The 5,456-nt window shown below is 48.7% G+C and carries 4 protein-coding genes; 1 reads left to right on the forward strand and 3 read right to left on the reverse strand.

Translation table 11 applies throughout. The annotated features are described in order from the left end of the window. The 3 genes from NZ772_12805 to NZ772_12815 all read right to left on the reverse strand — a co-directional run. Positions 1-3,529 (reverse strand): PAS domain S-box protein (locus NZ772_12805; protein ID MCS6814430.1); only part of this gene is annotated, 3,529 nt, incomplete at its 3' end. A gap of 319 nt (positions 3,530-3,848) precedes the next feature. Further along, on the reverse strand, positions 3,849-4,103 hold the full coding sequence (locus NZ772_12810; protein MCS6814431.1) for a SemiSWEET transporter: 255 nt from the start codon (positions 4,101-4,103) through the stop codon (positions 3,849-3,851). 19 nt (positions 4,104-4,122) lie between these two features. Then, positions 4,123-5,016 (reverse strand): alpha/beta fold hydrolase, encoded by an 894-nt coding sequence (locus tag NZ772_12815; protein MCS6814432.1) that lies wholly within the window; start codon positions 5,014-5,016, stop codon positions 4,123-4,125. 226 nt (positions 5,017-5,242) lie between these two features. On the opposite strand from NZ772_12815, the gene NZ772_12820 reads away from it, so the two are divergent. After that, a partial coding sequence (locus NZ772_12820; GenBank protein ID MCS6814433.1) for a thioredoxin domain-containing protein occupies positions 5,243-5,456 on the forward strand: 214 nt, incomplete at its 3' end.

Here is a 5,456-nt window from a genome sequence, read left to right on the forward strand (position 1 = left end):
TGATTTTTTCCAGTTGATACTGATCCACTAAGCGATCGAATTCAGAAAACACTTGATTCAGCATTCCCACTAGTTCAATCGGTTGCATCTGAGCGGACAGGGGCGTGAAGCCAACAATGTCTGCAAACAGAATGCTAACTTCTTCAAAGCTCTCGGCGATCGCGTCATTGTGGTACTTGAGACGATTGACGATTGGTTCTGGCAAAATGTTAAGCAGCAGGCGCTCATATTTTTCCTTTTCTAAGCGTAAAGCAGTTTCTGCCATGCGTCGCCGGGTAATATCTGTAACGATGCCTTCATAGTAGAGTAATTTTCCATCGGCATCTCGTACTTCTCTGGCGTTCTCTTCAATCCAGATGGTGCTGCCATCCTTGCGATAGACTCGTGCTTCAAAGTTGGCGATTGACCCAGTTATCCTAATACTGGAAACGAAGCGATCACGATCCTGCTTATCTACGTAGAGATGGTGCACAAGCTGATTCACGGCTGCCATTAGCTCTTCAGGAGAGTCATAGCCAAAGATTTTAGCAAGCGCTAGGTTAGCGCTGAGATAGCGCCCATCGGGTGTGGTTTGAAAAATACCATCAACTGCATTTTCCACAATACTGCGATATTTTTCCTCGGCCTGTCGTAATACATCATTAGTTGTGTGCAGTTCAGCCTCTAGGCGCTTGTATTCAGTCACATCCTCAGCAATGTAGAGCAGATGCGAGACTTGATTCTGGTCATCTATGATTGGGAGCTTGCGGATTCGCTGCCAAATTTCTCGCTGATAGCGGCTCTGGAAAATCTCATCCGTAATCACTAATTGTCGTTGCTCCACTAAGGTTTCATGCTCAGCAGACAGTTGCGCTGCTAGCTCAGGGTCAACGAGATCATACAGAGTGCGCCCTAACGCCTGCTCACGGCGAATGCCATAGATTTCTTCAGCCGCTTTGTTCCACAGCACATAGCGGAATTCCTGGGTTACATCCTTAGCAAACACAGCTAGAGGCATAGTTTCAATAATACTGTCGAGGAAGCGACTGGTGCGAGCTAGGTCGGCTTCACGCTGCCGCAAGACTTCCTCGGCCTGTTTGCGGTGGGTAATGTCGCGGGCAACCCAAATGACGCGATTGTCGGCAATGGGAGAAACATTGGCAGAAAACCAGAGGTCTTGTCCTTCTATCGGCAGCTTGTATTCGATCGTGGTCGTTTGGTGAGTTCGCAACGCTTCCCAGATGCATTCTCGAAATGCTGTTGCTTGTTCCTTGGGTAAGACATCGCTTAAATAGCGTCCCACCTGCTGCTCGGAGAGCGGATATAACAAACTTGGATCCGTAGTCACGACCTCTAGGCAATAGCCCTGATCGTCAAAAATCAGGATGACATCGCGCATAGCGGCAAAGAGTCCTGACAGCTTGGCCTCAATTTGCTTATTGTGGAGAACAGTACCCAGTTGAGCGGTTACGGTATTAACTAAATTCATAGCCGCAGAGGCATAGTGCTGAACGTGGCCTATCCAAAACACCAACACTGCAACTACGTTCCCCTGTTGTGTCAAGATAGGAAACCCAGCCCCTGCCTTCAAGCCACAGTCGCTAGCAACAGACTCCCGAAGATAGAGCGCTTTAGGCTCCATTTCAATATCTGCAATCCAGATAGCACAGTGTTGCTGCCAGACTTGAGTGGGTAGTCCTTGATCGGCTACTAAAGTTAGTCCTTCGCTGTAATAGCGGAATTCTTGCAGTGCTTGCATCTGTTGCTCATCTATGACAGCCTCGTTCAAGTACCAGGCAGGATGGCATTCTAACGCTTGGCCATCAGTAGTCGGCACCCAAGCTTCGCCACACAGCCACCCGGTCACATCACAGATTTCTTTTAGGGTAATAGTTAGTGCTGTTTGAAAATCTGTTGAGGCATTGATGTCTTGCGTCAAGGTCAACAGAATTTCCATTTCCCTTTCCGCTTGCTTGCGCTCGGTGATATCGCGCACGATAACAAGGGCTTGATCTGAGCCTATTGGCACAATTCGTGACTCCTCATAACGTACATCGCCCTTCACAAGGAGTTGATATTCCCGATGCTGCAGTGTACCCGTTTGTAATGCTTGCCGCACACCTTGCATATGCTGCTCAGCTAGCTCTAGCGGTAAGAGATCGTAGATGTTAAAGCCAACTACCTCATCCTGAGTGACAACCGATGAAAAGGTTTCGGCTGGTTTGAAGTCTAAATAGGTGCCCTGATCGTCAAGGCGGGCAATCAAGTCAGGAATTGCTTGTAATAGGCTGCGGTTCATCATTTCTGCGCTGGCTAAATCAGCGGTTTGCTCCTCCATGCGCTGTTCTAAGAGAGCGAAAGAGTCTCGCAGTTGGTAGGCCATGCGTCGAAATGCCTTTGCTAAATGACCAACCTCGTCATTGCGCCAGATGTCAACTGGGGTTTCCCAATTGCCTACAGACAGGGCCTCAGCCGATCGACTCAGGCGCATAATCGGGTAAACAATCCAGTGGGCAGTAAAGGAACCAATGACGATTGTTGCTCCTAGGGCCAATAGAGACAGCCAGAGTGTCTGAACGCGAGCGGCATTTACCTGTCCCATGAAGTCAGACTCTGGCAAAACATTGATGACTAGCCAATCTAATCCCAGTTCATCGTGCCAGGGTGTAACCTGCACAAATCGTTTTTGGCCCTCGTCGCTAAACGTTAGGTGTTGGCTGGTGGTAATGGCTGTTAGGTTAGGAAATTGATGCGAGAGATATTGAGCAGTCGTTTGGATCAAATGATCGCTGCTGTCCGTAGCGCGCAGACGGGTAGCTACTGAGCTACCGATCGTGCGGGTAATGGGTTGATTGTCGGAACTAGCGATTAATAGACCGTAGCGATCAACAATAAAGGTGCGCCCAGAGCTGCTGGTTTGAACCATCCTCAAGAAGTTGCTGAGATCAGATAGGGTTAATTCAGCGGCCAACACGCCGATCAACTTGTTGGCTTGACTATAGATAGGTACACTACAAGTAATAACTGGTATGGTGGGATAGCCCTCAAGCTGGTCGATCGCACTCCATACAAGGCGACCAACTTGCACTGCTTTGGTGTACCAGAGTTTATAGACAGGGTTGCGCTCCCAAATAGTCTGAACTAAGGCCGTGCGATTACCCTGGCGATCAGACGCATAAACCCTCAATTGTGCCGGTTGCTCTGGTGTGACTTCAAAAATTCGGCTATCCTCCCCTGGCACTAGATTCCCTACACCCACCAATCGACCTGATTCTGTCCCCAGCTTGATCAGGCTAACCTTATGGGTTCGCAGTTCCCGCCAAAATAGTTGTTCCAGTTGGGTCGAATTTTGCACATCCACCAACCCTATCTGGATGGCATCTAGGTTCATTTTGTTGACTGTTACTGGCCTAGCCAAGTAGGTTGTCAACTCTTGGGTGATGCGATGACTAGTTTCCTGTTGCAATCGACTTGCCAGTGCATTAACAGCCTGCTGGCCACCTCGGAACGATAGCCAACCAACAGCGCTGACTACTATTAGAACCTGCATAACAAAACAGGCCACTAACAAGTATCGCAATGGCACGTAGCTCAAATAGCGAATGAGCCTGTCAGTGACTGGCCTTAACACGATTAGTAAAGCTTCCAGAGCGGCATTTCAACAGGAACTGGTCTCTAAAAACCGTGCTTAGTCTTAACCCCACAAGCTTATCCCCCATGGCTTTATAGTAACAATTATTAATTAGCTAGTAACAATCATTAACCTACAGGCTTATAGCCTGAAGTGTCCTATAGATTTTCCGTCAATTCTGGCAATGTAACTATCAAGACTTGGGCAGCTTAGGGGTAAAAAGCTAGCGATTGTATTACTATCGATATTTCAGCTTTAAGTACGTATTCATCGATGTCAAAATCAGTGTAACCATATTGGCCAGAATCACTGATAGGGAATTGATGCAGATACCATAGATTAACCACAGAAGAACCCCTAGGTTAAAGGTGACTAACATAGTGAGGGAAAGATCCTTAGCCGATTTTGCTCGCCACGTCTTGAGGAACTGTGGCAAGAAGGCACTTGTAGTCAAGGTTCCTGCTATCAACCCTAGGAGTTCGATTGACTTCATAAGCCCTCTTGGTTCATCCTCACCTCGGCACTATGTACTCAGTCACCCAGTTTCGCATCAACGCATTCACCTGTGCAGGCACTTCATCATGGGGACAGTGCCCAGCCTGAAGAAAATGCTCTGTCAGCGCCGTATAGTGCTCTCTAAATTTTGCACTCCGTTCTCTTGCACGAATCCAGGGATCACCTTCGCCCCAAATCAACAGCAATGGGCAGGTCATCTGGCTCAGCAACACATCAACCGGTTCACCGCGTTGGCCTTTGAAAATTGACGCAAACACCTGTGCTGCACCGGGGTCGCAGGAGGGACGATAAATAGCCTCTACTAGCTCATCGGTTACAGCTTCGTGGTCTAGATAAACTTTGTACAGAGTCTTGCGAATTGTGGCGGGGTTGCGCAGGTACTGGAACAATAGGAAACTGCCCCACGGTTGAGTCAATACCCAACGAGCAACATTCATCACTAACTGCTGTATAGGATTTGGGCGTGTGGGAACCCCTACATCAGTGAAGGGGCCAGCGCTATTCAGCAGAATCAACCCTAGAACTGACTGGGGACGCTGTGCTGCCACGCATAATGAAGCATAACCACCCAGGGAATTGCCTGCTAAGACAGCCGGTTGTCCGATTACGTTGGTGATAAAGTCATGCAACTGATCGCGCCATAGGTCGCCACTATAGTCCCAATCTGGCTTGGCAGAGCGCCCAAACCCTAGCAAGTCGATCGCCCACACCTCAAATTCCTCTTGCAATTCGGCAATATTCTTTTTCCAGTGGTCAGTGGAGGCACCAAAACCGTGCACTAATAGCAATGGGGGGCGGTGAGACTGACGATCGCCAGCCCGCACGTAGTAAATAGATTGTCCCTGCCATTGCCAATAGGTACCAACGAGAGGAGAGGGAGTGACTTGCATAGCAACCACATTTCAGACCTAATTGTTACGTAATGTTAAAATTTTAGCGCTAACTGTTGACGATCGTGGCTAGGGCGAAAAGTTTTCTCAGGAATGATTCACGATTGGTTCTATGCGTAGGCCGATTGCTGACAAGTTCAAAGACCAGCTTCTGATCAGCCTAGATTGCTGTGGGTTAGGTGACAGCTTGGGAGTAGCATAGAGGGGAGGATTTCTACCCAGCTCCATGCCTAATCGTCTTGCCCATGCTCGAAGCCTGTATTTACGCAAACATGCAGACAACCCGATCGCGTGGTGGGAGTGGTGTCCTGAAGCTTTGGAGACTGCACGCCGCGAAGATAAGCCAATTTTTCTCTCCATAGGATACTCCAGTTGCCACTGGTGCACGGTGATGGAAGGGGAAGCGTTTTCAGACCCAGACATTGCCGCCTACATGAACG

This window comes from Cyanobacteriota bacterium, assembly GCA_025054735.1.
Classification (GTDB): domain Bacteria; phylum Cyanobacteriota; class Cyanobacteriia; order SKYG9; family SKYG9; genus SKYG9.